The sequence below is a fragment of the Thalassobaculum sp. genome (assembly GCF_965223715.1).
Taxonomy (GTDB): Bacteria; Pseudomonadota; Alphaproteobacteria; order Thalassobaculales; family Thalassobaculaceae; genus Thalassobaculum.
This window is the reverse complement of the sequence record NZ_OZ245012.1, coordinates 3,083,029-3,108,229: the sequence shown is the minus strand read 5'-3', so window position 1 is coordinate 3,108,229 and position 25,201 is coordinate 3,083,029. Positions and strand designations below refer to the sequence as shown.

23 protein-coding genes are annotated in these 25,201 nt (G+C 68.5%); 10 read left to right on the top strand and 13 right to left on the bottom strand.

Going from position 1 to position 25,201, the window contains the following annotated elements; all coding sequences use genetic code 11:
* Positions 1 to 67 precede the first annotated feature (67 nt).
* Positions 68 to 2,416, top strand: a complete 2,349-nt coding sequence (locus ACOQOP_RS14290) for a molybdopterin-containing oxidoreductase family protein (protein ID WP_420562476.1) — start codon at positions 68 to 70, stop codon at positions 2,414 to 2,416.
* A 167-nt stretch (positions 2,417 to 2,583) separates the two neighbouring features.
* Here the strand turns inward: ACOQOP_RS14290 and ACOQOP_RS14285 are convergent, their stop codons facing one another.
* Together ACOQOP_RS14285 and ACOQOP_RS14280 are read right to left on the bottom strand one after the other, a co-directional pair.
* A complete protein-coding gene (locus ACOQOP_RS14285) occupies positions 2,584 to 3,411 on the bottom strand; it encodes a TauD/TfdA dioxygenase family protein (protein ID WP_420562475.1) in 828 nt (275 codons plus the stop codon).
* Positions 3,408 to 4,157, bottom strand: a complete 750-nt coding sequence (locus ACOQOP_RS14280; protein WP_420562474.1) for an SDR family NAD(P)-dependent oxidoreductase — start codon at positions 4,155 to 4,157, stop codon at positions 3,408 to 3,410. Before ACOQOP_RS14280 ends, ACOQOP_RS14285 begins: the two co-directional genes overlap by 4 nt.
* A 153-nt stretch (positions 4,158 to 4,310) precedes the next feature.
* Between ACOQOP_RS14280 and ACOQOP_RS14275 the strand changes: the two genes are divergently transcribed.
* On the top strand, positions 4,311 to 5,009 hold the full coding sequence (locus ACOQOP_RS14275; RefSeq protein WP_420562473.1) for a DUF599 domain-containing protein: 699 nt from the start codon (positions 4,311 to 4,313) through the stop codon (positions 5,007 to 5,009).
* 24 nt (positions 5,010 to 5,033) lie between these two features.
* Here ACOQOP_RS14275 and ACOQOP_RS14270 read toward each other — a convergent pair whose 3' ends face one another.
* Together ACOQOP_RS14270 and ACOQOP_RS14265 are read right to left on the bottom strand one after the other, a co-directional pair.
* Complete coding sequence (locus ACOQOP_RS14270; protein WP_420562472.1) at positions 5,034 to 5,621, bottom strand: GNAT family N-acetyltransferase; 588 nt, start codon at positions 5,619 to 5,621, stop codon at positions 5,034 to 5,036.
* A gap of 10 nt (positions 5,622 to 5,631) precedes the next feature.
* Entirely contained in the window at positions 5,632 to 6,588 is a 957-nt protein-coding gene (locus ACOQOP_RS14265) for a homocysteine S-methyltransferase family protein (RefSeq protein WP_420562471.1), read from the bottom strand.
* Between the two features lie 141 nt (positions 6,589 to 6,729).
* Between ACOQOP_RS14265 and ACOQOP_RS14260 the strand changes: the two genes are divergently transcribed.
* Together ACOQOP_RS14260 and ACOQOP_RS14255 are read left to right on the top strand one after the other, a co-directional pair.
* Positions 6,730 to 7,344 carry a TetR/AcrR family transcriptional regulator gene (locus ACOQOP_RS14260; protein WP_420562470.1) on the top strand — a complete coding sequence of 205 codons (615 nt, stop codon included), beginning with the start codon at positions 6,730 to 6,732 and terminating at the stop codon, positions 7,342 to 7,344.
* Between the two features lie 25 nt (positions 7,345 to 7,369).
* Positions 7,370 to 7,774 carry a group III truncated hemoglobin gene (locus ACOQOP_RS14255; protein ID WP_420562469.1) on the top strand — a complete coding sequence of 135 codons (405 nt, stop codon included), beginning with the start codon at positions 7,370 to 7,372 and terminating at the stop codon, positions 7,772 to 7,774.
* A 155-nt stretch (positions 7,775 to 7,929) separates the two neighbouring features.
* On the opposite strand, the gene goxB is transcribed toward ACOQOP_RS14255, so the two are convergent.
* The 4 genes from goxB to ACOQOP_RS14235 form a co-directional block, all read right to left on the bottom strand.
* Positions 7,930 to 9,027 carry a glycine oxidase maturase GoxB gene (gene goxB, locus ACOQOP_RS14250; RefSeq protein ID WP_420562468.1) on the bottom strand — a complete coding sequence of 366 codons (1,098 nt, stop codon included), beginning with the start codon at positions 9,025 to 9,027 and terminating at the stop codon, positions 7,930 to 7,932.
* 7 nt (positions 9,028 to 9,034) lie between these two features.
* Positions 9,035 to 11,137, bottom strand: coding sequence for a CTQ-dependent glycine oxidase GoxA (gene goxA, locus ACOQOP_RS14245; RefSeq protein WP_420562467.1), 2,103 nt, complete (start codon positions 11,135 to 11,137; stop codon positions 9,035 to 9,037).
* Positions 11,138 to 11,225: 88 nt separating this feature from the next.
* Positions 11,226 to 12,371, bottom strand: a complete 1,146-nt coding sequence (locus ACOQOP_RS14240) for an epoxide hydrolase family protein (protein ID WP_420562466.1) — start codon at positions 12,369 to 12,371, stop codon at positions 11,226 to 11,228.
* A gap of 11 nt (positions 12,372 to 12,382) precedes the next feature.
* Positions 12,383 to 13,282, bottom strand: a complete 900-nt coding sequence (locus ACOQOP_RS14235; protein WP_420562465.1) for a DMT family transporter — start codon at positions 13,280 to 13,282, stop codon at positions 12,383 to 12,385.
* 87 nt (positions 13,283 to 13,369) lie between these two features.
* On the opposite strand from ACOQOP_RS14235, the gene ACOQOP_RS14230 reads away from it, so the two are divergent.
* Both ACOQOP_RS14230 and ACOQOP_RS14225 read left to right on the top strand, forming a co-directional pair.
* Positions 13,370 to 14,242 carry a TauD/TfdA dioxygenase family protein gene (locus ACOQOP_RS14230; protein WP_420562464.1) on the top strand — a complete coding sequence of 291 codons (873 nt, stop codon included), beginning with the start codon at positions 13,370 to 13,372 and terminating at the stop codon, positions 14,240 to 14,242.
* 25 nt (positions 14,243 to 14,267) lie between these two features.
* Positions 14,268 to 15,320 (top strand): ketopantoate reductase family protein, encoded by a 1,053-nt coding sequence (locus ACOQOP_RS14225; protein WP_420562463.1) that lies wholly within the window; start codon positions 14,268 to 14,270, stop codon positions 15,318 to 15,320.
* A 296-nt stretch (positions 15,321 to 15,616) separates the two neighbouring features.
* On the opposite strand, the gene ACOQOP_RS14220 is transcribed toward ACOQOP_RS14225, so the two are convergent.
* Genes ACOQOP_RS14220 through ACOQOP_RS14210 form a run of 3 tightly spaced genes read right to left on the bottom strand, consistent with a single transcriptional unit; the run spans position 15,617 to position 18,459 of the window.
* On the bottom strand, positions 15,617 to 16,117 hold the full coding sequence (locus tag ACOQOP_RS14220) for a PAS domain-containing protein (RefSeq protein WP_420562462.1): 501 nt from the start codon (positions 16,115 to 16,117) through the stop codon (positions 15,617 to 15,619).
* Positions 16,118 to 16,157: 40 nt separating this feature from the next.
* Entirely contained in the window at positions 16,158 to 17,762 is a 1,605-nt protein-coding gene (locus tag ACOQOP_RS14215) for a flavin-containing monooxygenase (RefSeq protein WP_420562461.1), read from the bottom strand.
* Between the two features lie 25 nt (positions 17,763 to 17,787).
* Entirely contained in the window at positions 17,788 to 18,459 is a 672-nt protein-coding gene (locus ACOQOP_RS14210) for an HAD family hydrolase (protein WP_420562460.1), read from the bottom strand.
* 473 nt (positions 18,460 to 18,932) lie between these two features.
* On the opposite strand from ACOQOP_RS14210, the gene ACOQOP_RS14205 reads away from it, so the two are divergent.
* The 4 genes from ACOQOP_RS14205 to serA all read left to right on the top strand — a co-directional run bounded on the left by ACOQOP_RS14205 (position 18,933) and on the right by serA (position 23,829).
* Entirely contained in the window at positions 18,933 to 20,591 is a 1,659-nt protein-coding gene (locus ACOQOP_RS14205; RefSeq protein ID WP_420562459.1) for a GMC family oxidoreductase, read from the top strand.
* Positions 20,588 to 21,208, top strand: coding sequence for a 2-hydroxychromene-2-carboxylate isomerase (locus tag ACOQOP_RS14200; protein ID WP_420562458.1), 621 nt, complete (start codon positions 20,588 to 20,590; stop codon positions 21,206 to 21,208). Before ACOQOP_RS14205 ends, ACOQOP_RS14200 begins: the two co-directional genes overlap by 4 nt.
* A 10-nt stretch (positions 21,209 to 21,218) precedes the next feature.
* Positions 21,219 to 22,514: an MFS transporter gene (locus ACOQOP_RS14195; RefSeq protein WP_420562457.1), complete on the top strand. Its 1,296-nt coding sequence runs from the start codon at positions 21,219 to 21,221 to the stop codon at positions 22,512 to 22,514.
* 70 nt (positions 22,515 to 22,584) lie between these two features.
* On the top strand, positions 22,585 to 23,829 hold the full coding sequence (gene serA / locus ACOQOP_RS14190) for a phosphoglycerate dehydrogenase (protein WP_420562456.1): 1,245 nt from the start codon (positions 22,585 to 22,587) through the stop codon (positions 23,827 to 23,829).
* Between the two features lie 291 nt (positions 23,830 to 24,120).
* Here the strand turns inward: serA and ACOQOP_RS14185 are convergent, their stop codons facing one another.
* Together ACOQOP_RS14185 and ACOQOP_RS14180 are read right to left on the bottom strand one after the other, a co-directional pair.
* Positions 24,121 to 24,459 (bottom strand): antibiotic biosynthesis monooxygenase family protein, encoded by a 339-nt coding sequence (locus ACOQOP_RS14185; RefSeq protein ID WP_420562455.1) that lies wholly within the window; start codon positions 24,457 to 24,459, stop codon positions 24,121 to 24,123.
* A 7-nt stretch (positions 24,460 to 24,466) separates the two neighbouring features.
* Positions 24,467 to 25,075, bottom strand: coding sequence for a GntR family transcriptional regulator (locus ACOQOP_RS14180; protein WP_420562454.1), 609 nt, complete (start codon positions 25,073 to 25,075; stop codon positions 24,467 to 24,469).
* Between the last annotated feature and the right edge of the window lie 126 nt (positions 25,076 to 25,201).

Here is a 25,201-nt window from a genome sequence, read left to right as displayed (position 1 = left end):
GTGGCCTCCTCTAGGGTGAGGGGATCCGGCCGTCGTCCGGCCCTCCCCCCTTCCGTCGCGAGGCCCCGTGACCGCGATCACCCGTACCCCCGCCTTCTGTACCCAGTGCCGCTCGCGATGCGGCTGCGTCGCCGTCGTGGAGGACGGCAAGCTGACCGGAATCGACCCGCTGCCGAACCATCCCAGCGGCGAGAAGCTCTGTCCCAAGGGACGGGCGGCCCCGGAGCTGGTCTATCACCCCGACCGGCTCACCCGGCCGCTGCGCCGCACCGCGCCGAAAGGGGCGGCCGATCCGGGCTGGGAGCCGATCTCCTGGGACGAGGCCCAGGACGAGATCGCTGGGCGCATGGCGAGTGTGGCGCGTGAGGGCGGGCCGGAGCAGACCGCGTTCTCGGTCACCACGCCGAGCGGCACCCATATCTCCGACTCGATCTCCTGGATCGAGCGGCTGATCCGCGCCTATGGCAGCCCGAACACCATCTACGGCACCGAGATCTGCAACTGGCACAAGGACTTTGCCAGTCGCTTCACCTACGGCACCGATATCGGCACGCCGGATTTCGCCAACACCGACTGCGTCGTGCTTTGGGGCAACAACCCGGCCGCCACCTGGCTGGCGCGCTCGGTGGAGATCCAGAAGGCGATGCGCCGCGGGGCCAAGGTGATCGTCGTCGACCCCCGGCCCATCGGTTTCGCCCGGCGCGCCGACCAGTGGCTCGCCGTGCGCCCCGGCACCGATCAGGCACTGGCCCTTGGTCTCGCCAACATCCTGATCGAGAGCGACCGGATCGACCGGGACTTCCTCACCCGCTGGAGCAACGGGCCGCTGCTGGTTCGGCAGGATACCGGCCGCTTCCTGCGAGAGGCCGACATCGAGGTCGGTGGCAGTTCGGACGTCCTCGTCGCTCTGGACGAGACGGGCGGGTTGCTGCGCTATGACTCCGGACGCGGCGTGTGGCTCGACCAGGGATCGCCGGTCCTGCGGGCCGAGTGTGACGTGGAGACATCCGAGGGGCCGGTCGCCTGCCGCAGCGCGTTCGAGATCTACGCCGCCGCTGCTGCGGAGTGGCCGGCCGAGCGGGTGGCCGAGGTCACCGGTGTGCCGGCGGAGGCGCAGCACAAGACCGCGGACCTGCTCGCCGGGGCGTCCTCGGTTGCCTACTACGCCTGGAACGGGGTCGGCCAGAGCCCGACCGCGACCCAGACCGACCGGGCGATCTCGCTGCTCTACGCGCTGACCGGCAGCTACGGCAAGGCCGGCGGCAACGTGCCGGGCGGGGCCGCGTTCTTCGCCGATATCTCCGGCGGCGACCTGCTCGCCCCGGCGCAGAAAGCCAAGGCGCTGGGCCTGCGCGAGCGGCCGATCGGGCCGGGGCTGAACGGCTGGGTCACGGCCCGCGATGTCTGGCGGGCGGTGCTACAGCGCGATCCCTACCCGGTACGCATGCTGGTCTCCTTCGGCACGAACCTGCTGGTGTCGCAGCCGGATGGCGACGTGGCCGCGCGGGCGCTGGCTGCGCTCGACTTCCACGTCCATGTGGACTTCTTCGAGAACGCGACGGCGCGTCAGGCGGATATCCTGCTGCCCGCCGCCACCTCCTGGGAACGCGAGGGCCTGCGCACCGGCTTCGATGCCAGCCTCGAAGGAATGCGGCAGGTGCAGCTCCGCCCGGCGGTGATCGAGCCGGTCGGCGAGGCGCGCTCGGATACCGACATCGTCCTGGCCCTGGCCGAGCGGCTGGGGCTGGGGGATGCGTTCTTCGGCGGCAGCGCCGATGCCGGGCACGACCATGTGCTGGCCGGGGGCGGGCTGTCGGTCGCGCAGCTTCGGGCACAGCCGGAAGGGGTAACCGTGCCCGGCAGCGTGGCGCTGGAAGCTTATGCGATGAATGGTCCGGACGGGGCGCCGCGCGGCTTCCCGACGCCGACCCGGCGACTGGAAGTCTACAGCGAGCGGCTGCACGACCACGGCCAGGCGGGCGTGCCGCACTTCGACCCGGCGGTTCTGCCGCCGGTGGAGGAGGCGTATCCCCTGCGGCTCGGCTCGGCCAAGACGGTGGCCTACTGCCACAGCCAGCACCGCAACATCCCCTCCCTGCGCCGGCTGATGCCGGACCCGATCGTTGAGATGGCGAAGCAGGATGCCGAGGCGCGAGGGCTGGCCCAGGGCGACTGGGCGGTGGTGAAGACGGCGCGGGGCCGATCGGTGGCGCGGGTGTCCATCGTCCGCGACCTGGAGCCGGGCGGCGTGTTCGGCCAGCACGGCTGGTGGGTCGACGGACCCGACGGCAGCCCCTACGACCGCGACCATCGGCTGGCGGCGAACATCAACGCCACCATCGACACCTCCCGCGCCGACCCGATCAGCGGCTCCATCCCCCTGCGCTGCTCGCGCTGCGAGGTGGAGCGGCTTTAGAGACAGCCGTCATCCCGGGAGACCCCGGACGCAGATCCGGGGGCTGCCCGGGACCGCGGCAAGGCGACTTGGTCCCGGCCGACCCCCGGGCCAAGCCCGGCCCCGGATCCAGTCCGGGGTCGCCGGGATGACGGTTGCGATTGAAAGATGGGCGCCTACGGCCCGTCTCACGCCACCTTGTCGCCCTTCAAGGTGATCCGGTGCATCTCGCGGCGGTACCCGTGGTAGTCGTTGACCGGGTAGTGCATGGCCGCCCGGTTGTCCCACATCACCAGGGTCCCCTTGCGCCAGCGCACCCGGCACTGGAACTCCTCGCGGCACTGATGGGCGTGCAGCCAGGCGAGCAGCGGTGCGCTCTCCTCCTCGGTGAAGCCGTCGAACCGCACCGTGTGGCCGACATTCAGGTACAGCGCCTTCTTGCCGGTCTCCGGATGGGTGCGCACCACCGGGTGGCAGGAGGTGAACTCCTTCTTGGCGTCGTCGTCCTTCACCCGGTCCTCGCGGGTCTTGGTGGCGTTCGCCTTGGCCGAGCTGTTGATCGCCTTGAGCGGCGCCAGCATCGCCTTCATCCCGTCCGACAGCGCCTCGTAGGCCGCAACCTGGGAGGCGAAGAGCGTGTCGCCGCCGACCGGCGGGATCTCGCGGGCCAGCAGCATGGTCGCCATCGGCGGCGCCTCCATGTAGGTCGTGTCGCTGTGCCAGAGCCCGCCGAAATTGTTGCGCTCCTCCGGCTCCTTGATGATCGGCGTGATCATCGGGAAGCCGTCGATGCCGCCCAGCAGCGGGTAGATGTCCGGCTCGCCGATCCGCTCGGCGAAGCGGACCTGCTGCTCCGGCGTCATGTCCTGGTCGCGGATCACCAGCACGTGGCGATCGTTGAAGGCCTGGCGCAGGGCGGCGGTGGTGTCGGCATCCAGCGTGTTGAGGTCCAGCCCGGTGATCTCCAGCCCGATATGCGGCGAGATAGGCTCGTTCTCGAAAGGCAGGTTGCTCATGTCAGGAACGCTCCTCCGTTCACGTGAATGGTCTGGCCGGTGATGAACCGGCCATGGGGTCCGACCAGATGGCGGACCATGGCGGCGATCTCCTGCATCGTGCCCTTGCGGCCGGCCGGCACCCCGGCGGCCCGCATGGTGCTGGGCATCTGTCCGGCGGCGGCCGCGCGCACGGTGTCGATGGCACCCGGGGCGACGCAGTTGGCGGTGATGCCGTGCGGCCCGAGCTCGACCGCGAGGGCGCGCATCAGCCCCTCCAGCCCCGACTTGGAGGCGGAGACGTGGCACCGCTCGGGCGTGCCCACATGGGTGGAGACACCGGACAGGCCGACGATGGCACCGCCTTCGCGACCGATCATATGCGGCACGCAGGCGCGGGTGAGGATGAAGGCCCCGTCCAACGCCACCGACAGGATCTCCCGCCACTCCACCAGGCCCATCTCCAGGAACGGCGTCTGGCGGCGCAGGCCGGCATTGCTGACGACGATGTCGATGCCGCCGAACTCGGCCACCGCGCGCTCGACCATGGCGGTGACCGCGGTCTCGTCGGAGACGTCGGCCAGGTGTCCGAAGGCCCGGCCGCCCAGCGCCCGGATCTCCTCTGCCACGCGATCCACCGCTGCCTGATCGCCGCGGCCGTTGACCACCACGGCGGCGCCGTCGCGGGCCAGGGTCAGCGCGATCTCGCGGCCGATATTCTTGCCCGCCCCGGTGACGACGGCGATCTTCCCGTCCAGCGGTCCCATGCGTTCCTCCTGTACCGATCCGTTTCAGGACCCTTTGCGATCAAAGGGTAAGCCCCCGGCTGCCCGGCGCCCAGGGTGAAAGCGGCCCGGCTGGGTCTCTTGGCCGCATTCGCCGGCGGCGCGCGGGCCGAAAATCTGCTATCGGACGGGATCATGACCGCGCTGATGCAGATCCTCTCGCCCCTCGACATCCTCGCCCTGGTGGTCTTCGTCGCCGCCTGGCTCGGCTACGAGATTTTCGGCGAGCGGGCGGCGGAGCGGGGCGAGAACCTGTCCGGGCTGATGCAGGGCTGGCGCGGCGACTGGACCGCCTCGGCGGTGCATCGCGACAACCGGATCATCGACATCCAGATCCTGCGCTCGCTCGCCGGCAACTCGGCCTTTCTGGCCTCGACCTCGATCTTCGTGATCGGCGGTCTGGCGGCGATGATCGGCGGCAGCGAGCACGCGGTCGCCGTGCTGAACGGCTTCGACTATCTGCTGGAGACGACCCGCGACCGGTTCGGCCTGATGGTCGGCACGCTGATCGTGGTGTTCATCAACGCGTTCTTCCGGCTGGCGTGGTCGCTGCGGCTGCACAACAACGCCGCGGTGGTGCTGGGCTCGATCCCGCAGCCGGGAGCGGCCGACGATCCGACGGTCGCCCAGACCCGGGCGAAGGTGGTGGCGCGGGTCGCGACACTGGCCGCCCGTCACTATAACGGCGGCATGCACGCCTACTATTTCGGGCTGGCCGCCTGCGCCTGGTTCCTGCATCCGGTGGCGCTGATCGCGGCGTCGCTCTGGGTGGTGGCGATCCTTTACCGCCGGGAGTTCCGGTCCCGGGCCCATGAAGCGCTGACGCGGACGTGACGCGCCAGCGCCTCGTCGGATCGGTTAATCGAGACTCTTGATGAGAAGCTGCCAGTGCGTGCCGGGATTTTCCCAGCCGCTCTTCCCCATCGGCCGGTCCGCCCGGAACTCGAAGCCGAAACGCTCGTAGGCCCGCCTGGCGCCGGCATTGGCGCTGGAGACGATGATCGACAGCCGCGCGCAGCCGCTGTCTCGTGCCTGACGTTCCGCCTCGAACAGCAGGCGTGTGCCGATGCCCCGGCTGCGCCAGGAAGGCATGACCGCGAGCACGTTCACGTACCAGCTTCCGGCGGCCAGGTTCTCGAGCTCCTGCAGGGGGGCGAACATGGCAGGCATGTCCGGGCCGATCGGCTGCGCCCCGCCGAGGGGATAGCCGATCAGCCCGCCCTGGACCGTGCCGCCGAGCGTCGCAAGGGTGGCGTTGACGTGGGAGAAGGAACCCTCGCCCCGCCGGGCCCGGCGCAGGCCGACATCGCGCGGGGTCTCCCCCGGTTCCGCCATGCCCTTCCAGACATGGGTCACCATGCCCTCGCTCGCCATCTCGACGATCTGGACGAGGGCGGGGGCGTCGTCCGGCCCGGCCGGGCGAAGGATGAGGTCGTGATAGCCCATCACCGCCTCCTCAGGCCGCTCGGGCGTGGCCGGCGCAGTGTCCGGAGATCTGCTCGACATGGCGGTGGTCGGTGCCGCAGCAGCCGCCGAACACGTTGGCTGACGGCAGCAGCTTGCGCAGCCGGGCGTAGTCGCGGCCGAGCTGTTGAGGATCGCCGGCATCCAGGTCGGTCGAGTTGTCCAACTCCGCATGGCTGCGGGTCGAGGCATTGGCCCGCACGCCGCGGATCCGGTTGATCCAGTCGCCGCCTTTGGCCAGCTCCGCCTCGAAATGGGTGGGGTGGGCGCAGTTGATCATGAAGTAGGCGGCGGCGCCGTCGGTCGCGGCGTCGGTGTCCTCGATGGCCTCGCGCAGGGACTGGCCGGTCGGCAGGCGGCCGTCGGTCTCCAGGGTGAAGGAGATCACGCACGGCATTGACCGCTTGGCGGCGGCCCGCACGATGCCGATCGCCTCGGGCACGTTGGTGAGGGTCATGGCGGTGACCAGGTCGGCCTCGGTGTCGCTGAACAGGGCGATCTGGCAGGCGTGATAGGCCTCGGCCTCCTGCTCGGTCATCACCTCGCCCGGGTCGTAGCCGTCGCCGCGCGGGCCGATATTGCCGGACACCACGACCGGGGTCGCCGGGGTCTCCCAGTGGTCGCGCAGGGCGGCCAGGTCCTCGATGGCGATCTGGTTCAGGCGCAGATGCTCGGCCTCGGAATAGCCGAGCTTGCGGGTCCAGTCCCGGCTGGCCCGCCAGGTGACGCTCTCCAGGACGAAGCCGCAGCCCTTGTCCCGGGCGATCTGGAGGTACTGCTCCGAGTAGCGCTTCAGCCGCTCGCGGCCGCCGTCGCGGCGCAGCAGGTCGATGGCGGCGAAATGCGGCAGATCGATGCCGTCGATGAACACCAGGGTGGTTTCGAGACCGCCGTCGGTCAGGAACGGCCCGCCGTCGAGCTGCGGCAGGCGTGTGCGATAGCGTGCCATGTGTGGCCTCCTCTCAATCAGGATGGCCGGAAAATCAGGGGACGCGATGGTTAATGCTAGTAAACCTGCGGTACGGAAATCGAACTGAAACAAACGCCCTCTAAGTCGTCGGCGATATCGGCCGAGGAGGAGGAGTTCGGAATGCGCAGAGGAGAACAGACGCGGGAGAAGATCCTGGACATCGCCGAGGACGCGGTACTGGCGAAGGGCTTCGGCGCGACCTCGATCGAGGAGGTCATCGCCGCCGTCGGCATAACCAAGAGCGGCTTCTTCTATCACTTCAGGGACAAGAACGAGCTGGCACGCGCCATGCTGATCCGGTTCCTGAAGCGCGACGACGCGGTTTTGGACGACCTGTTCGCGGTCGGCGAGGGCGAGGATCCGCTGGCGGCCTTCCTGAGCGGGCTCGACCGCTTCGCCGCGATCATGGGCGAGATGGAGCAGGGCCATCCAGGCTGCCTGGTGGCGACCTACTGCTACAACGAGGTGCTGTTCGACCGCGAGGTGCGCGAGCTGAACCGGCTGGGCGTGCTTGCCTGGCGCGAACGGTTCCGGCGGATCTTCGATGCCATCGATGCCCGGTATCCGGCCAATGACGTGGTCGATATCGACGCCCTGGCCGACATGGTCTCCTCGGTGACCGAGGGCGGCATCGTCATGGCCAAGGCCCTGAAGGAACCGGGCGTCCTGGCCGAGCAGATCCGGCTGCTGCGCTCCTACGTGAAGCTGCTCTACACGCCGTTGCTCGCGGCGTGAGGGGCGGGCGTGGTAGCGTGGGGTCATGACCGACGCTTCCAATGCAAGCCCCGACCGTCCCCCGCTCGCACCGCCCTTCGCGCGGGTCAGCGAGGACGACATCTCGCTGGTGGTCGAGACCTTCTACAGCCGCGCGCGGGAGGATGAGGTGCTGGGCCCCGTCTTCATGCGCAACGTGGAGGACTGGCCCGCCCATTTCGAGCGGCTGAAGGCGTTCTGGTCGTCGGTGCTAAACCTGACCGGACGGTATGACGGCATGCCGATGCGGGTCCATGCCGGGATCGGCGAGCTGACCCCGGCGCATTTTGACCGCTGGATGGCGCTGTTTGCGGAGACGCTGGCCGACACGGTCGATGCTCGCGCCGCTCAGGAGTTCCTGCTCCGCGCCCGCAACATGGCCGACGCCCATAAGCGGTTCCTGTTCCGTTAGGGAAATAACCTCCTCTACCAACTCGTCTTGCCGGCCTCGCGCCGGGACCCAGGGTGCCACTCGCCCGAGCGGTTGGCGATCGGGTAACGCGTTCCGGCACGCGCTTTCCCTGGGCCCCGGCGCAAGGCCGGGGAAACGGGAAAGGTGAGGGTTCATCACCCTGCCCCCTGCCGGCGCTGCCAGAAGGGGGCATCGGGGAAGCGGCGTTCCTGCGCATACATGCCCCGGCGCTGGGCGAGGAACCCGGCCACCCCGTCCATCACCGACCGGGCATAGGCTTCCAAGGCGGTGTCGTCGCCCTGCAGCGACGCCGACATGACGCCGCCGGCCCGGGCCCCGGCCCAGAGGGCCGTCGTCATCCCGTGGGAGGAGAGCGGGTCGAAGGCCGCCGCGCAGTCGCCCACCGCCATCCAGGGCGCGCCCTCGGCCCGGCCCGCCGGCGGGACCAGCCAGGTGGTGCCGGCACTGGACAGGCGTGGCGGTGCCTCCACCGCGAAGCCGGCATCCTCGATCCAGCGGCCGATATGGCGTGTGCCGGCGATCAGGCCGGTCCAGGCGTCGAGGTCCCGGCTCGGCGTGTCGCCCAGCAGGTCGGGGTCGGTGAAATAGGCGACCGACAGCGAGCCGTCCGGCCGCAGGGCGGCATACCACCAGCCGGATTCCACCGCCTCGATCAGGACCGCCCGGGTCGGCTCCACGCTGTCATCCCGGTGCGGCAGGAAGGCGTGGGCCGCCATGAGTTGGTCGGCCCGCTCCCGCGCGGCGAACGATCGGGCGACGACCGCGCTACGGCCCGAGGCATCGACCAGGGCGTCGGCGGTCAGGGCCTCGCCATTCTCGAGGCTCAGGTGCCAGACGCCGTCGGCCGCATGGGCCGCACTCAGCCGGGTCTCCACCATGCGCCCGGCCGAAGCCGCGGCATGGCTGCGCAGGTCCGCCTCGAACCGGGCACGGTCGAGCACAAGGCCCGGCCCCTCCAGATGCAGGATGGCGTTGCGGTCGGCCAGCCGGTCGCTGCCCCAGGCGGAGAGGGTGGTGTGGGACGGCCGGTGGCCGGCGGCCGCCATGGCGCCGGACAGGCCGAGCCCGGCGAGGATCGGATTGGCCGCCGGCGCCAGGGTCTCCCCCACCGGGTCGTGATCCGGCTCCGGCTTGGGCGCCACCCAGAGCGCCTCCAGGCCGGCCCGGGCGAGGGCCAGCACGGCGGCCGGCCCGGCGATCCCGGCCCCGATGACGGCGACGGTCCTTCCCATGGCGGCCTCAGTTCGGGAGCTGGCCGTCCGTCGGGGTCCACTTGAAGCGGAACTCCATGGTGTCGCCGCGCTGGACTTCCGCATAGACCTCGCGCGGGATGCCGAGCTCGCGGGCGACCTCCTCGGGCACCTGGCGCTTCACCACGAAGCCCATGCGCTCCCACAGGGTGATCATGTCGGTGATGCCGTCCCAGTAGCTGGCATTGGCGTGGTAGCCGATGCCGGCGACCCCGCGTTTCCAGTCTGCGCGCTGGTTGAAGAACTTGATCCGCTCGTCCCGGTCGAGCTTCTGGCCGTCCCGGGTTTCGCCCTTGATCACCTGGGTTTCCAGGAACGCCTCCGGCAGCACGTCGATCGGCAGCAGGGCGGGCCACCACACCGCGGTCGGGAAGTCGCTCTGCATCAGCACCTGCTGGCAACTGAAGGCGTCGCACTGCCAGGGCAGGCCCATCCAGCGGGTCAGGTCGCCGGGCATGCAGGGGCCGACCGCCGGGGCGATCCCCTTGTCCGGATCGCCCACCAGGGTGAGGTCCGGGGTCAGGAGCAGGCCGACATCCTGCAGCAGGGACGGCCGGTCGCCGAGCGCCAGGCGGAACGGCTCCGGCTGTGGCCCGTCCGCCGGCGCATGGGCGCGGGCATACATGTTCTTGTGTCGCAGGTAATAGGTCAGTTCGACCCCCGGATGGAACGCGCCGCCGCTGAGCGGCATCAGGGCCGCTTGCGTCAGGGCGAAGGGCTGCTGGTCCAGCGGGATCTCGTCGAAATCGGTGATGCCGGTCTGGTCCGGCGTCCAGTCGTCGATGTAGTTGCCGTCCTTCCAGTCGATCAGGAACTGGTACTGGAGGTGGACCATCTGGAACCACTGGTACGGGCTGCCGTCGTAGTTGATGCCGTCGCCCAGCATGTACGGCACCTTGAGCTGCTGCTCGGTGAAGTAATCGGCCGCCGTGTTGCCGGAGAACTGGAAGGGCGGGCGGATCTGGGCGAAGGCCTGGGCGCGCAGCTCGCCGTTGGCCTGCTTCGCCAGCCGGTCGATCAGGGCCGGATCGGCGAAGTCGAAATACTGACCCATCCAGGCCTCGCGCAGGTTGGCCGCGTCGGTCAGCCACTGCATCTGCCCCAGGCGCTGCAGGGTCGGGTAGATGTCCTTGGTGAAGGACGGCTTCTCGGGCCGCTGCTGCCAGTCCAGCCGCACGTTCATGTCGTAGATCACATCGTACATGGTCGAGACCGGCTCGATCTGCGGCGCGAAGTTCGGCCCGACACAGGCGACCCAGGCGGGATCGGCGGCGGTGTCCAGGTCCGGCTCCACCGGCAGGGCGTCGTTCAGGGTCACCGTCGCGGAGACCGGCCCGTCGCACCAGTCGTCGTGCCAGCCGTCATTGTCGGCGAAGCTGGTGATGCCGGCGCCGGTCGGGCTTTTCGACACGCCATCCGGCGGCACCACGAGCAGGTGGCCGGCGCTGTCGGTCTGCAGATGGCCGAGACCGACCGCCTCGCTGCCCCAGAAGGTCCCGCCCATGGCGAAGGCCGCGTCGTCGCCGGCGGGATTGGTGTCGGTGCCGGAGATCGTCGTGGCTTCGCCGTCGATCACGAGATTCTCGAGGCGCTGGTCCGGGCGGGTGAAATACTGATTGCGCCGCTTGCCGGGGATGCCGGGGGCGAGTTCGCCATTGTCCATCGGGTTGTTGAAGCCGTACCAGGCGGCCTTGGTGTTGGCGACATGCACCGTCCACTGAATTGAGCCGTCGGCGGCGGTGATCTCCTTGATCACCCGGCCTTCCCTGTCGAAGGCGTAGATGCGGAATCGCTGGACCTGCTTCTTGATCCTCTCGGTGCCGTCCTTGAACTGGCCGTCCGCCGGCTGCGGCGGCAGGCCGGGCACCTCCGGCGCGTGGAACCAGAGCTTGCTGCCGCCGACCCGGCAGATGCCGATGGCCGGATAGATGCCGAGCCGGGCGATCTTCGCGCCCGCCGGGGCGAGGCCGGGACCGGTACCCTGGGCGATCGCTGCCCGCGCCATCAGCGGACCGGTCAGCGCCATCGCGCCGGCACCTGCCAGGAAGTCGCGCCGTTTCATGCCGGTCTTCGGTGTCTTTGTGTTGCCCATGGCCGTTCCTCCCGCGCTTGAAGGATCAGCGTATCAGCTTACCGAGTCACACTCAAAAATTGATTTTCGTTAATTTTCGATGGGGTCTCTACAAAGTGGCGGCAACGGCCCGAATTTCCGCCGCAAGGGCGTCGGGATTTTCCAGGGCGGCGAAATGCCCTCCTTTTTCTAAGGATTCCCAGCGTCGGATATCCGTATAGACGCGGGCGGCGGCACTCCGGGGTGGGCGAAGAATTTCCCGCGGTGATTGCAGATAGCCCATCGGCACCGTGATCCTCCCACCGAGCGGGATCGGCCAGGGATTATGGGCCCGGGCGTAGTACGGCCAGAAGGACGAGCCCACCGCCCCGGTGAACCAGTAGAGCGAGATATCCGCCAGCATCCGGTCCCGGCTCACCGCGTTCTCGATCCGGCCGTCATTGTCGGTCCAGACATGGAACTTCTCCACGATCCAGGCGGCGAGCCCGGCCGGGCTGTCCACCAGGGCAGAGGCCAGGGTCTGCGGCCGGGTGCCCTGGATCGCCTGATAGCCGGTCTCCTCGCGCAGGAACTCGGCCAGTTCCTCAAGATACTTCTGCTCCTCCGGGCTCGGGTTCTCGGCCACGGCGGCGTCCCGGCGCAGGGGCAGGAAGTTGAGATGCAGGGCGCGCACCCGGTCCGGATGGTCGAACGCGATGCGCGAGCCGACGAAGGCGCCCCAGTCGCCGCCCTGGACCATGTAGCGCTCGATGCCGAGCACGTCGGTCATCAGTTTCGCGAGCGTATCGGCCATCTCCTCGCAGGAGAACCGCTTCTGGTCCGGCCGAAAGGACAGGGTGAAGCCGGGCAGGGACGGGGCGATCACCGTGAAGCAGGGTGCGTCCGGGGCGTCGTGGGCCGCCGGGTCGGTCAGCAGCGGGATCAGCTCCAGGAACTCCAGCACCGAGCCGGGCCAGCCATGCAGCAGCAGCAGCGGGATCGGATCCGGGCCCTTGCCCTCCACCTTCAGGTAATGCAGCGGGATGCCGTCCAGCTCGACCCGGAACTGCGGGAAGGCGTTGAGGGCGGCCTCCTCGCGGCGCCAGTCGAAGCCCTCGCGCCAATAGGTCACCAATTCGCGCAGGTAGTCCGGATCGGTGCCATAGGCCCAGGCCTCCCCCGGCGTGCGGTCGGGAAAGCGGGTGCGGGCCAGCCGGTCCTTCAGGTCGTCGAGATCGGCCTGGGGGACGGCGAGGGTGAAGGGGGTGGGGGTCATCGGAACCTCCGTCAACGCTTGAACCGTTCGGCGATGGCGATGCCGCCGAGCACCAGGGCGAGGGCCAGCGCGTGATACAGGTGGAAGGCCTCGCCCAGGATGGCGACGCTGAGCACGGCGGCGAAGATTGGCACCAGGTTGACGAACACCCCGGCGCGGCCCGGCCCGACCTGGTCGACGGCGAGTAGGAAGGAGATCTGGGCCAGGAAGGACGGGAAGATCACCACGAAGGCGACGATCCACCAGCCCTTGACCGTCGGCACTTGCAGGTCACCGACCAGATACTCGTATCCGGCGACCGGAATGGACGTCACGAAGGCCGCGGTGGCCAGCCCGGCGAACATGGTCATGCCGGAGAGGGGCGGGCGCTTGCGCAGGGACACGGTGTAGCCGGCATAGAGCACGCAGGCGATGACGATCAGCACGTCGCCATGGTTCAGCTCCAGCGCCGCCAGCCGTCCGAAATCTCCCTTCGAGGCCACCAGGGCGACGCCGATCATGGTGATCGCCACGCCGAGGATCTGCACCCCGCGCACCGGCGTTCTGTAAGCCGCGAAGGCGCCGAGCAGCACGAAGATCGGGATGGCACCCTGCAGAATGCCGATATTGACCGCCTGGGTGTGCTTGGCGGCGACGTACATCAGGGTGTTGAACACGCAGAAGCCCAGCGCGCCCATGACGAAGATCTTGCCCCAATGCGCCCGCAGCACCGGCCATTCGGCCGCCACCTTCTTGCGGGCGAAGATCGTCAGAAGCAGGAAGACGCCGAGCCAGCGCAGCAGGGTCAGCAGCATGGGCGACAGCTCGCCCACCGACATCTTGGCGGCGACGGCGTTGGCACCCCAGGACAGGGTGGTCAGGACCAGCAGCAGATAGGCGTTGGCGGCCGGTTTGGAGGGGAGGTCGGACACAAGGGCTCCGCGAATTTGGTGGGGTGACGCCGGGCGCCGGCCCGTGGTGAGATTGTGTACAAAGGCCGCCGGGACGAGACGGTCGACATGGGAGGTAAGGCGATGCAGCAGTACGAGACCATAACCGTAAAGCCCATCGGCGGCACCATGGGCGCTGAGATCTCCGGTGTCGACCTGTCCAAGGAACTGGGGAACGAGATCTTCTCTGAGATCCACCAGGCGTTCCTGGAGAATCAACTGCTGGTCTTCCACGACCAGGACCTGACCATCGAGCAGAACAAGGCCTTCGCCCGGCGCTTCGGGCCGCTGGTGCCCTATCCCTTCGTGAAGGGGCTGGAGGAGCACCCGGAGGTGTTCGAGATCCGCAAGGAGCCGGACGAGGAGAAGAATTTCGGCGGCGCCTGGCACACCGACATGTCGTTCGACGAGCGCCCGCCGATCGCGACCATGCTCTACGCCCACGAGGTGCCCTCGCGCGGCGGCGACACGGTGCTGACCAACCTGTACCGCGCCTACGAGACGCTCAGCCCCACCATGCGGGCCTTCGTCGATGGGCTGACCGGAATCTATAGTGGCGACCTGAAGGGACGGCGCGGCGGCCGGGCGGCGCTCATGAGCAGCACCCGCTTCGACGCCACCAATGTGGAGAACGCGCCGAAGATGGAGAGCGAGCACCCGCTCGTCCGCACCCACGCGGAGACCGGCCGCAAGGCGCTCTACATTTCCGGCAGCCACCTCTATCGGATCAAGGAACTGGCGGATAAGGAGAGCGACGCCCTGGTCGCCTTCCTGAAGGACCATGCCGCCACCCTCGACTTCACCGCCCGGGCCTCCTACCGCAAGGGCACGCTGGTGATCTGGGACAACCGCTGCACCCAGCACATGGCGCTGAACGACTATCCGGGCGAGCGCCGGGTGATGCACCGCCTGACCATCGGCGGCGGCGACCGGCCGCACTGATAACCAAGACAAGGAAGACCAAGAGATGAGCGAGCGCATCGCGATCGTCGGGGCCGGCGCCGTGGGTGCCTATGTCGGCGGCTATTTCTCCCGCGCCGGCGAGGACGTCACCCTGATCGATCCCTGGCCGGAGAACGTCAACGCGATCAACGAGGGCGGGCTGAACCTCTACGGCCTGACCGAGGCCGAGTGCTTCAACGCGCCGGCCAAGGCGATCCACCTGACCGACGTGCAGGCGCTGAAGAAGACCGGGCCGATCGATATCGCCTTCGTGTGCACCAAGTCGTTCGACACCGCCTGGGCCACCATGATGATCCAGGACTACCTGTCGCCGAACGGCTACGTGGTCTCGCTGCAGAACTGCATCAACGAGGAGACCATCGCCAAGGTGGTCGGCTGGGGCCGGGTGATCGGCACCATCGCCGCCAAGATCGCGGTCGAGATGACCGGACCGGCGGAAGTCAGGCGCGGCGTGCCGCTGGGCGGCAACAGCCACACCGTGTTCCGCGTCGGCGAGATCCATGGCCGCATCACGCCGCGGGTCGAGCGGGTCTGCGGCATGCTGGCCGGCATCGACAGCGCGAAGACCACGACCAACCTGTGGGGCGAGCGCTGGTCGAAGCTCTGCGCCAACGCCCACCAGAACGGGGTGAGTGCGGCCAGCGGTCTCGGCAATAACGGCTGTGCGCGGGACGCCGATGTGCGGTGGCTGCAGATCCGCATCTGCGGCGAGGCGGCGGCCATCGGCAAGGCGCTCGGCTACGACCTGGAGAAGATCGGCAAGTTCACCGGCGAGGAGTGGATCGCCGCCTGGAAGGGCGACGCCAAGCAGCGCCAGAAGATCGAGGACGAGATGCTGGCGGCCTGCGAGGGCCGCAGCGAGGAGAGCCGCCCGTCGATGGCCCAGGACATCGCCAAGGGCCGGCGCACGGAGATCGACTACATCAACGGCTTCATCGCCGAGAAAGGGGCCGAGATCGGTATCGACGCCCCGGCGAACCGGGGGCTGGTGAAGGCGGTCCACGCGGTCGAACGCGGCGAGTTGCCGCCGGCGCCGGAGCGGGTGACGGTGATCTGAGGAGGCGTTCGCGCCCTATTCCAGACGACGTCACCCCGGCGACCTCCGGGCTCGACCCGGAGGTCGGCCGGGACCCCGCCGTACCGGCCCGGTCCCGGGCAGCCCCCGGATCAGGTCCGGGGTCTCCCAGGATGACGGGATCCTAGAGTGTCCACCCCGTCCAGCACTCCCCGACCTTGTGCCGGGGCCTACCCGTCAATTGCCTGGACCTTTGGGGTTTCGCGTCGACCCATGTGCTTGCCCCGGAATAAATCCGGGGAGCGGGGTGGGGTGAAGGGGGATCGAGCTTCGCCCCCCTACTCCCGCACGAACACGTACCGCGTCAGCGACAGGATGATATCGACCTCGCGACCGTCGGAGGCCAGGGGGAGGTGGACGCGCTGGGATTGGCGGGGGCGGTCGCCGACGAGCTGCTTGGCGGTTCTGAACACCGGTACGCCCTGGTCGGCGCAGCGGACCATATCGCGGTATCCCGCGCTTTCCTCGAAGTTCGGAAACTGCTCGGAGCACCATTTTCCGGTGGAGTCCCGGCCGGCATGTTTGACGATGGCCGTGCCGACCAGCCGGAGCCGGAAGCGCCAGGGGTCGCGGAACACGTCGGTCATCCACAGATGCGGCAAGAGCTCCGGGATGTCCGCCGGATCGACATGCTGGCGCCCCGGCAGGCCCTCGGCCGGTCTGATGCGGGTCCAGTACTCGACGATCGCGGCGATTTCCGGGGCGTAGCCGTCGGGGATCGCGATTTCCGTTCCGGGGCCGGCTCCCGGAGAGGCCCCTTGCCCGTGGCCGTCCGTCATCGTTCCCACCCCAGCAACACGTGGTGTCGATGCCCCCATCCTAGCCCAGCCGGAACCCCTCATAGCCAGCCGCCGCGATCTCCCGGCACTTTTTCACGTAGGCCGGGAAGCCCGGATAGGGCATGAACACCCGCGGCTTGCCGGGTACGTTCGCACCGAGATACCAGGAATTGCAGCTCGGATAGAGGGTGCCGCCGGCGATGTCGTTCACGTGGTCGACCCAGGCATCCTCGGCGTCCTGCTCCGGCTCGATGGTGCTCTGCCCGTGGGCGCGCAGGTGCTCGATGATGTCGCTGACATAGTCCACATGCTGCTCGATCGTCGGCAGCATGTTGGTCAGCACCGAGGGGCTGCCCGGCCCGGTGATGAGGAACAGGTTGGGGAAGCCGACCGTCGTCAGGCCGAGATAGGTGCGCGGCCCGGCCTCCCACTTCTGCGTCAGCGCCAGGCCGTCGCGGCCGCGGATGTCGATCCGGTTCAGCGAGCCGGTCATGGCGTCGAAGCCGGTGGCGAAGACGATGGCGTCGAAGTCGTACTCCGTCCCGCCGGTGATCAGCCCCTTCGCCGTCAGCCGCTCGATCGGATCCTTGGAGATGTCGACCAGGGCGACGTTGTCCCGGTTGTAGGTCTCGAAATAGCCGATATCGACGCAGAGCCGCTTGCAGCCGATCACGCTGGTCGGGCAGAGGAGTTCGGCGGTCTTCGGGTCGTTGACGGTCTCGCGGATCTTGTCGCGCACGAATTCGGCGGCGACATCGTTGCCCTCCTTGTTCACCAGCAGGTCGATATAGGCGCCGAGATAGGAGAACCCGCCGAGCTCCCAGCGTCGGGCGAACTCCGCCTTGGCGGTCTCCGGCGGCTCGCTGCCCCATTTCAGGGCGCGCACCGAATAGAGCTGACCCGAGCGGCCCTGCTTCGCCTTCTCGCGCAGTTCCTTGTAGTTCGCCTTGAACCAGGCCTCGCGCTCCGGATCGACCGGGTGGTTGTGGGCCGGCACCGCGTAGTTCGGGGTGCGCTGGAACACGGTGAGGTGCTTGGCTTGCCGCGCGATCACCGGAATCGACTGGATGGCCGAGGAGCCGGTGCCGATCACCGCCACCCGCTTGCCGGTGAAATCCACGCCCTCCTTCGGCCAGCGCCCGGTGTGGTACCAGTCGCCCGTGAAGTCCTCCATCCCCTCGAAATGGGGCACGTTGGCCGAGGAAAGGCAGCCGGTCGCCATCACCAGATGGGTGGCGGCCACCGTGTCGCCCTTATCGGTCTCGACCCGCCACAGCCCTGCCGTGTCGTCGTAGTGGGCGGCGGTGACCTTGGTCTCGAACCGGATGTCGCGCTTCAGGTCGAAGCGGTCGGCCACGTGGTTGGCGTAGCGCAGGATCTCCGGCTGGGCGGCGAAGCGCTCGGACCAGGACCAGTCCTGCTGCAGGGCGTCGTCGAACTGGTAGGAATACTCCATGCTCTCGACGTCGCAGCGGGCCCCCGGATAGCGGTTCCAGTACCAGGTGCCGCCGACCCCGTCGCCGGTCTCGAACACCACTGCGCTCAGTCCCATGCCGCGCGCCCGGTGCAGCATGTACATGCCGGCGAACCCGGCGCCGACGATGGCGATATCGACGGCGGCGATATCGACCTGTTCCGCAGCCATGCACTCCTCCCGACTGTCGTGCTTTTTATTCCTTCAAGCGGAGCGCAATCGCGGCGTGGCTGTCAAACACGGTTTTGGCCCCGGCGGCGGTCAACCGCGCTGCCAGGTCCGGATCGGCGTGGCCGGCCCCGGTGAACCCCCAGGGAGTCATGCCGGCCTGCACGGCGGCGCGGATGCCGTTGACGCTGTCCTCCAGCACCACGCAGTCCCTGGCGGGGACGCCCAGCTTGTCGGCGGCGTAGAGGAAGATGTCGGGTGCCGGCTTGCCGTTCGCCACCAGCTTGGTCGAGTAGATATGCGGGGCGAAGCGGCCGTACAGCCCGGTCTTGCGCAGCTTCATGACCAGCGAGTCCGGGAAGGAAGAGGAGGCGACCGCCGTCGGCACCGTGACGACCGCCACCAAATCGGCGATGCCCGGCACGGCCTCCAGCTCGCGCTCCATGGCGGCGACGCTGTCGTCCTTGATCCGTTCGTAGAGAGCCCGCTCCAGCGGCTGGCCGAAACGGGTGCGGTGTTCGGCATCCAGGGCGGCGAAGAAATCGTCGTAGGACAGGCCGGTGAACTTGGTGGCGTAGTCCTGCGGCGAATAGCTGAGCCCGGCCTCGGCGATCGCCGCCTGCTCGATGCGCATGACGATGGCCTCGGAATCGACGAGCACCCCGTCGCAGTCGAAGATGAGGGCGGCGGGCTGGGGCATGGGCGGGTCTCTGCGGCGTGGCGGCGGGGCGCCACTGTGGCACCGCGCAGGGGATGAAGCGAGGGGGGCGTGGGTAGAGGCTGGGTCGGGTAGGCTCTGGTTTTAGTGGCTTGGTCCTGATTGGCATCAGGACGACGGCTTCCTTTCATCCGTCGTCCTGACGAAAGTCAGGACCAAGCCACAGGCGCCCCAACCCCCTTTCCACTCCCCGGCCTTGTGCCGGGGCCAGGCCTGCCGCTCGCCAGGACCCCAACCGCTTCGCGTCGGCTCCCCCAGGAACAGGTCCGGGGAATGATGAAGGGGTAAACCTTCTTCGCACTCGCAAAAAACCTCTTCGCACATGCACAAACATTCGTGCCGATCCGGCAAAGAGAAAATCGCCCGCTTCACTCTCCCGCCGCCCCCATCGTCTGTGATAGGACTGACCCAGCCCCGCGTTCGTGGGACCGCCTCAAGACTCGGATCGAGATCCAATGGACAGCTTCGACTACGTCATCGTCGGTGCCGGCTCTGCCGGTTCGGTGCTCGCCAACCGGCTGAGCGAGGATCCGAACACCTCGGTCTGCGTGCTGGAGGCGGGGCCGAGCGACTGGCATCCGTTCATCCACATCCCTGCCGGCTTCATGAAGACGATCCTCGATCCGGCGGTGAACTGGCTGTACGAGCAGGAGCCGAGCCACTGGACCGCCGGCCGCCGCATCAAGGCGCCGCGCGGCAAGACCCTGGGCGGGTCGAGTTCGATCAACGGGCACATCTACAACCGCGGCCAGCGGCTCGACTTCAACACCTGGTCGCAGATGGGCAACCGGGGCTGGGGCTATGCCGACGTGCTGCCCTACTTCAAGCGCTGCGAGAGCCGGCAGGGCCAGGCGGACGAGACCTTCCGCGGCCGCGACGGCGCCATGACCGTCACCGATATCGACTGGTCGCACCCGCTGACGGAAGCCTTCATCCAGAGCTGCGTGGAGACCGGCATCCCGCGCAATCCGGACTATAACGGCGAGAAGCAGGAGGGCGTGAACTACGCCCAGCGCACGATCCGCGGCGGGCGCCGCCTCAGTGCCGCGCGCGGCTACCTGCACCCGGCCATGAAGCGGCCGAACCTGACCGTCATCACCCATGCCCACGCCACCGAGCTGGCGCTGGAGGGCAAGCGGGTGACCGGCGTGCGCTACAACAAGGGCGGACGCCACGGCATCCCGAGCGAGGTGAAGGCGAACCGCGAGGTCATTCTCTCCGGCGGCACCTACAACTCGCCGCAGCTCCTGCAGCTCTCGGGCATCGGCGCGCCGGACCAGCTCAGCCAGCACGGCATCGCGGTCAAGCACGCCCTGCCGGGCGTGGGCGAGAACCTGCGCGACCACTACGCCCCGCGCTTCGCCTACCGGGTGAAGAACACCGACAGCATCAACGAGCGCGCCCGCGGCCTGAAGCTGGCCGGCGAGGTGATGAAATACGTGACCACCCGCAAGGGCATCCTGGCGATCAGCCCGACCCTGGTCTACGGCTTCTGGCGCTCCGACCCCGCACTCCAGTTCGGCGACATCCAGTTCACCTTCACCCCGGCCTCTTACGCCGAAGGGGTGCAGTCTGCGCTGGAGCGTGAGCCGGGCATGACCGTTGCGTCCTGGCAGCAGCGCCCGGAGAGCCTCGGCTATGTCCGCCTGCGCAACGCCGATCCGTTCGAGGCACCGGTGATCCAGCCGAACTACCTCGCCCATGAGGAGGACCGCCGGGTCCTGCTGGCGGCGATGAAGCTGGCCCGCAGCATCATGTCGGCCCAGGCGATGGCGCCGTACAATGCCGGCGAGACCTATCCGGGACCGTCCGTGGCGAGTGACGACGAACTGCTGGAGTCGGCCCGCCATCGCGGCACCACCACCTTCCACCCGATGGGCACCTGCCGCATGGGGCCGAGCAGCGACAAGCTGACGGTGGTGGACGACAGCCTGCGGGTGCACGGGCTTGAGGGGCTGCGCGTGGTCGACGCCTCGATCATGCCGACCATGCCGTCGGCCAACCTGAACGCGTCCACCATGATGATCGCCGAAAAGGCGTCCGACATCATCCGCGGCAAGGCGGCGCTCGAAGCCGTCCGCCTGCCCGACGAAGCCGGGAGTTCCGCGGCATGAAGACCATCGACTACTACTATTCGACCCGCTCGAACTTCACCTATATCGGTGCCGCCCGGCTGAACGCGCTGGCGGAGAAGTATGGCCGGACCATCGTGCACCGGCCGATCCTGCTGTCGAAGACCATGCCCCCGATCGGCGGGATGCAGTTCGGCGAGCGGCCGACCATGCTGCGCCACTACGCCATGGTGGACGCGCTGCGCTGTGCGGCGGCCCATGGCGTGGAGATCCTGCGCGAGCCGATCCACCACATGGGCCCGGTCGAACTGCCGAGCGGGATCGTCATCGCCGGACAGCGCGCCGTGCTGCGCGGCGAGGCGGGCGACGTCAACCGGCTCAGCCTGCTGGTGCTGGAGGCGCTGTGGCGCTTCGACCGGGACATCGCCGATGCCGATGTGATCGCCGACCTGGTCGGCCAGGCAGGCTATGCCGATCCGCGCGCCCTGATCGAGGAGGCGATGACCGCGTCGGCCCAGGCGGAGCTGGAGCGCAACTGCGGTGAGGCGGTGATCCGCGGGGTGATCGGCGCGCCGACCTATTTCGTGGACGACGAGAACTTCTACGGCCAGGACCGGCTGGACTATGTCGAACGGGCGCTCGCCCGGGCCGCAGGATAAAGGCCGCAGAATGAGCCAGACCACATCGCCGGCCTACGATTCCGACGCCCCGGGGGATATCGACGGGCCCTATGCCTGGGCCCGTCTCGCCATGTGCCTGCTGATCAGCATGATCGGCGGTGCGGGCCTGTGGTCGGTGGTCGTGGTGCTGCCCGCCGTCGAGGCGGATTTCGGGATCAGCCGGGCCGATGCCTCGCTGCCCTACACCTTCACCCTGATCGGGGTGGCCATCGGTACCGTGCTGATGGGCAAGCTGGCGGACAAGGTCGGCATCGTGCCGGCGCTGATCCTGGGCGGCGTCTCGCTCGGCGCCGGCTATGGCGCCACCAGCTTCGCGCCCACCATCTGGGTGTTCTCCGCCGAGCACGCGCTGCTGATCGGCATGCTGGGCGGGGCGGTGACCTTCGGGCCGCTGCTCGCCGACATCTCCCACTGGTTCGTGCGCCGGCGCGGCATCGCCGTGGCCATCGCGGCCAGCGGCAACTATCTCGCCGGCACGGTCTGGCCGCCGATCATCGACTATCTCGTCCATGACGTGGGCTGGCGCGAGACCCACCAGATCATCGGTATCTTCTGCGTCGTCACGGTGGTGCCGATGGCGCTCGCCCTGCGCCGGAAGTCGCCGATCGGCCATGCGCCGGCGCCGGTCGTCGCCCGGGGCCGCAACGGCAAGCCGCCGCTGCCGAGCTCGGTGCTGCAGACCCTTCTCATCATCGCCGGACTGGCCTGCTGCATCGCCATGGCGATGCCCCAGGTGCATATCGTCGCCTATTGCCTGGAGCTCGGCTATGACAGCCAGCGCGGGGCGGAGATGCTGTCGCTCATGCTGGGGACCGGCATCGTCAGCCGGCTGGTCTGCGGTGCGCTGGCCGACCGGATCGGCGCGTTGTGGACCCTGTTGCTCAGCTCGACGCTGCAGACCCTGGCCCTGCTGCTGTTCCTGCCCTTCGACGGTTTGGTGCCGCTCTACGTGGTCTCGGCCCTGTTCGGCCTGTCCCAGGGCGGGATCGTGCCGACCTATGCCCTGATCGTGCGCCAGTTCTTCCCGGCCTCCCAGGCGGGGGTGCGGGTCGGCGTGGTGCTGTCGGCGACCCTCGTGGGTATGGGGCTCGGCGGCTGGATGTCCGGCGCGATCTACGACTTCACGCTCAGCTACACGGCGGCCTTCCTGAACGGCATCGGCTGGAACATCCTGCACATCGCCATCGCCGCTTTCCTGCTGTTCGCGCTCGGGCGTCAGGGGGGCGGCAGCGCGTCGCAGGAGCCGGGGCCGCGCGGGCCTGCCATGCAATTCCGCACGGCGTGACGGGTTGGTGCAGCGCAGCATTTGCGTTATGACGCGGGCTCGCTCCTGAAACCAATACGGACCCAGCCAGATGGCAAAGGGACTGTCCCGCCCGAAGAACCAGATCCGCATCCTGCTGCTGGAGGGGATCTCGCCGACCGCCCGCGACGTTCTGCTGAACGCCGGCTACACCAACCTGCAGGAAGTCTCCGGCGCGCTCGACCAGGCGGCGCTGATCGAGGCCCTGCAGGGCGTGCACATGCTCGGCATCCGATCGCGCACCCAGCTCACCGACGAGGTTCTGAAGGCCGCCGGGACGCTGGTCGCGGTGGGCTGCTTCTCCGTCGGGACCAACCAGGTCGACCTGCCGGCGGCGGCCGAGCTCGGCATCCCGGTGTTCAACGCGCCGTTCTCCAACACCCGCTCCGTCGCCGAGTTGACCATCGCCGAGATCGTCATGCTGATGCGCGGCGCCTTCCAGAAATCCATGGCCGCCCATGACGGCCGCTGGGCCAAGACGGCACTCGGCTCGCGCGAGGTGCGCGGCAAGACGCTGGGCATCGTCGGCTACGGCAATATCGGGACCCAGCTCGCGGCCCTGGGCGAATCCATGGGGATGCGGGTGATCTATTTCGACCGCACCGACAAGCTCAGTCACGGCAATGTGGAGCCGACCGAGACCCTCGACGCCCTGCTGGCCCAGTCCGACGTGGTGTCCCTGCACCTGCCGGAGACGCCGGAGACCAAGGGCCTGTTCGGTGCCGAGCAGATCCGCGCCATGAAGCAGGGCGCCTTCCTGATCAACAATGCCCGCGGCACCCTGGTCGATATCGACGCGCTGGCGGCCGCCCTGAAGGACGGTCACCTGGGCGGGGCGGCGGTGGACGTGTTCCCGACCGAGCCGAAATCGAACAAGGACACCTTCGAGAGCCCGCTGCGCGGCCTCGACAACGTGATCCTCACCCCGCATGTGGGCGGCTCGACCGAGGAGGCGCAGGAGCGCATCGGCGACGAAGTGGCCCGCAAGTTCGTGGAGTATTCCGACGTCGGCTCGACCATGGGGGCGGTGAACTTCCCCGAGGTGCAGCTGCCGAAGGGCACGCTGGTCACCCGCTTCATCCAGGTCCAGCGCAACGAGCCGGGCGAGCTCGGCCGCCTGAACGACCTGTTCGCCCGCCACGGGTTGAACATCGTCGCGCAGCATTATCAGACCGACGGCCAGATCGGCTATGTGGTGCTGGACGTGCAGGGCGAAGTGGAGAACGCGGTGCAGATCCTGGAGCAGATTCGCGAGTTGCCGGGAACGATCCGGGCGCGGCTGCTGAACCGGGTTTAGGGCACCGACGCCACCACCTAACTAACACTCCCCGGATTCTTTCCGGGGCCTACGCCAGACGGGAGCCCGCGCGTCTCAATCATTCTGAAACGCTCGATCGTGCCCCACCGTGGGCCCCGGAATGAATCCGGGGAGAGTTCTTTTTGCATTCACTTCCCGTCTCCCCGGCCTCGCGCCGGGGCCCAGGGTGATGGTTGCCGGAGCGGTCGGAGTCAGACGTGAAAGGCTCCAACTGTTCCTCCTCTCGGTCCCGGCGCAAGGCCGGGAAGACGGGGGAGCGGGAACGGCCCCCTACCGGCCCTCCGGCCCTGAATACGCCCGCTCCACCTTCGCCACCCGAAGCTCGTAGTGCGAATACCACCGCTCCTTGCCGAGCTTCTGGGCCACCAGATGGCGGGCGTGCTGTTTCCACGCCCGAAGCGCTTCCTCGTCGCGGAAGTACGACACCGTGATGCCGAGCCCGTCCTCGCCCCGCGCGTTCTCCGCCCCCAGGCAGCCGGGCTGCTCATGGGCCAGGGCCATCATTGCCTCGGCCATGGCTTCATAGCCGCGGTGATCGTCGGTCTGGGTGGAGGTGAAGATCACCGCGTAATAGGGCGGCTCGGGCGTGGCGGCGAAGCCTGCGGGCATGGCGGGTCTATCTCTCGATCAGGTGGGCCAGATGAGTGTCCAGGGCGGCCGACGCGCGGGCGGCGTCGCCGGCGCGGAAGGCGTCGAGCAGGGCGCGGTGCTGTTCGCTCCAAACCGCCCGGATCGCCGTGTCCGGCTGTTGCTTGTGATAGGACCGGCGGTCCTCCCGCCTGAGCTCGTCGACCAGCGCCAGCAGCCGTGGATTGCCGCCGGCCCGGTACAGCACCGCGTGGAAGGCCGCGTCCAGTTCCTCCAGCGCCTGTGGGTCCGTCTCGATCTCGATCCGCTCCTGCAGGTGGGCCGCCTCCAGCACGTCGCGGTCGGTCCGATGCGGCATCGCCAGGGTCAGGGCCTCACCCTCCACCAGCCGCCGCACGGCGACAAGGTTGCGCAGGGCCTCGGGCGACATCTCCACGACCTTGAGGCTGCGGCCCCGTCCGGGTACCAGCCACCCCGCCGCGCGCAGGCTCTCCAGGGCAAGCCGCACCGGCTGTCGGCTGACCCCGAACCGGCCGGCCAGGTCCTCCTGCTGCAGGGTGGCGCCGGCGGGGATGCGGCCGCTCCGGATCTCGGCACGCAGGTGGTCGACGATCTCGAGGGGTAAGTTTGGATCCATGGATCCAAACTAGACGCACGTCGGCCCGGCAGCAAGACGATTTCGGCGCCTTCACCGCTCCGCCCCGCCATGGCACGCTCCTCCCAAAGGACGGGTCGCATAAGGCACGCCGAAAAAGACCGAGGG

Coding starts and splice junctions, on each gene's coding strand:
- ACOQOP_RS14285 (WP_420562475.1), bottom strand. CDS start 3,411: ATGAGCAACCTGCCTTTCGAGAACGAGCCTATCTCGCCGCATATCGGG.
- ACOQOP_RS14280 (WP_420562474.1), bottom strand. CDS start 4,157: ATGGGACCGCTGGACGGGAAGATCGCCGTCGTCACCGGGGCGGGCAAG.
- ACOQOP_RS14275 (WP_420562473.1), top strand. CDS start 4,311: ATGACCGCGCTGATGCAGATCCTCTCGCCCCTCGACATCCTCGCCCTG.
- ACOQOP_RS14270 (WP_420562472.1), bottom strand. CDS start 5,621: ATGGGCTATCACGACCTCATCCTTCGCCCGGCCGGGCCGGACGACGCC.
- ACOQOP_RS14265 (WP_420562471.1), bottom strand. CDS start 6,588: ATGGCACGCTATCGCACACGCCTGCCGCAGCTCGACGGCGGGCCGTTC.
- ACOQOP_RS14260 (WP_420562470.1), top strand. CDS start 6,730: ATGCGCAGAGGAGAACAGACGCGGGAGAAGATCCTGGACATCGCCGAG.
- ACOQOP_RS14255 (WP_420562469.1), top strand. CDS start 7,370: ATGACCGACGCTTCCAATGCAAGCCCCGACCGTCCCCCGCTCGCACCG.
- goxB (WP_420562468.1), bottom strand. CDS start 9,027: ATGGGAAGGACCGTCGCCGTCATCGGGGCCGGGATCGCCGGGCCGGCC.
- goxA (WP_420562467.1), bottom strand. CDS start 11,137: ATGGGCAACACAAAGACACCGAAGACCGGCATGAAACGGCGCGACTTC.
- ACOQOP_RS14240 (WP_420562466.1), bottom strand. CDS start 12,371: ATGACCCCCACCCCCTTCACCCTCGCCGTCCCCCAGGCCGATCTCGAC.
- ACOQOP_RS14230 (WP_420562464.1), top strand. CDS start 13,370: ATGGGAGGTAAGGCGATGCAGCAGTACGAGACCATAACCGTAAAGCCC.
- ACOQOP_RS14225 (WP_420562463.1), top strand. CDS start 14,268: ATGAGCGAGCGCATCGCGATCGTCGGGGCCGGCGCCGTGGGTGCCTAT.
- ACOQOP_RS14220 (WP_420562462.1), bottom strand. CDS start 16,117: ATGACGGACGGCCACGGGCAAGGGGCCTCTCCGGGAGCCGGCCCCGGA.
- ACOQOP_RS14215 (WP_420562461.1), bottom strand. CDS start 17,762: ATGGCTGCGGAACAGGTCGATATCGCCGCCGTCGATATCGCCATCGTC.
- ACOQOP_RS14210 (WP_420562460.1), bottom strand. CDS start 18,459: ATGCCCCAGCCCGCCGCCCTCATCTTCGACTGCGACGGGGTGCTCGTC.
- ACOQOP_RS14205 (WP_420562459.1), top strand. CDS start 18,933: ATGGACAGCTTCGACTACGTCATCGTCGGTGCCGGCTCTGCCGGTTCG.
- ACOQOP_RS14200 (WP_420562458.1), top strand. CDS start 20,588: ATGAAGACCATCGACTACTACTATTCGACCCGCTCGAACTTCACCTAT.
- ACOQOP_RS14195 (WP_420562457.1), top strand. CDS start 21,219: ATGAGCCAGACCACATCGCCGGCCTACGATTCCGACGCCCCGGGGGAT.
- serA (WP_420562456.1), top strand. CDS start 22,585: ATGGCAAAGGGACTGTCCCGCCCGAAGAACCAGATCCGCATCCTGCTG.
- ACOQOP_RS14185 (WP_420562455.1), bottom strand. CDS start 24,459: ATGCCCGCAGGCTTCGCCGCCACGCCCGAGCCGCCCTATTACGCGGTG.
- ACOQOP_RS14180 (WP_420562454.1), bottom strand. CDS start 25,075: ATGGATCCAAACTTACCCCTCGAGATCGTCGACCACCTGCGTGCCGAG.